Here is an 850-nt window from a genome sequence, read left to right as displayed (position 1 = left end):
GACGGATTCGCCACCTGGATCTCGGCGGTGGGGTCGGTGTTGTGCCGTGCGGCCACCCACGCGGCGATCTGCTCGACGGCATCGGCCACCGGGACGCCGTTGCGCTGCGACCCGTCGCGGTAGCGGAAGGAGACCGCGCCGGCGTCGGCGTCGGTGGCCCCCGCGAGCAGCACGAACGGGATCTTCTGCTTGCTGGCGGTGGGGATCTTCTTCTGCATGCGGTCGTCGGAGTCGTCGATCTCGACCCGGAGGCCCCGCGCGCACAGCTGCTCGGCGACGTCGAGCAGGTAGGGCACCTGCTCGTCGGTGATCGGGATGCCGACCACCTGCACCGGCGCCAGCCAGGCCGGGAACGCCCCGGCGTAGTGCTCGGTCAGGACGCCGAAGAACCGCTCCATCGAGCCGAACAGTGCGCGGTGGATCATGACCGGCCGCTGACGCGAGCCGTCGGCGGCCGTGTACTCGAGGTCGAACCGCTCGGGCAGCATGAGGTCGACCTGGATGGTCGACATCTGCCACGACCGGCCGATCGCGTCGCGGGCCTGGACCGAGATCTTGGGCGCGTAGAACGCTGCGCCGCCCGGGTCGAGCACGAGCTCGAGCCCGCTGGCCTCCGCGGCCTCCCTCAGCGCGTCGGTGGCACGCTCCCAGTCCTCGTCGCTGCCGATCGACTTCTCCGGGTTCCGCGTGGACAGCTCCAGGTGGAAGTCGTTCAGGCCGTAGTCGGCGAGCAGGTCCAGCACGAACTGCAGCAGCGACCGGATCTCGTCCTGCATCTGCTCGGGGGCGCAGTAGATGTGGGCGTCGTCCTGGGTGAACCCGCGGGCCCGGGTCAGCCCGTGCACGACCC

The 850-nt window shown here is 70.6% G+C and carries 1 protein-coding gene; it reads right to left on the bottom strand.

Annotated elements, in window-relative coordinates; genetic code table 11:
* On the bottom strand, positions 1 to 850 hold an 850-nt coding region (locus E6R62_RS37560), incomplete at both ends, for a threonine--tRNA ligase (RefSeq protein WP_240802136.1).

The organism is Streptomyces sp. A1136 (genome assembly GCF_004795055.1).
GTDB lineage: Bacteria > Actinomycetota > Actinomycetes > Streptomycetales > Streptomycetaceae > Streptomyces.
This window is presented reverse-complemented; position numbering and strand designations above follow the sequence as displayed.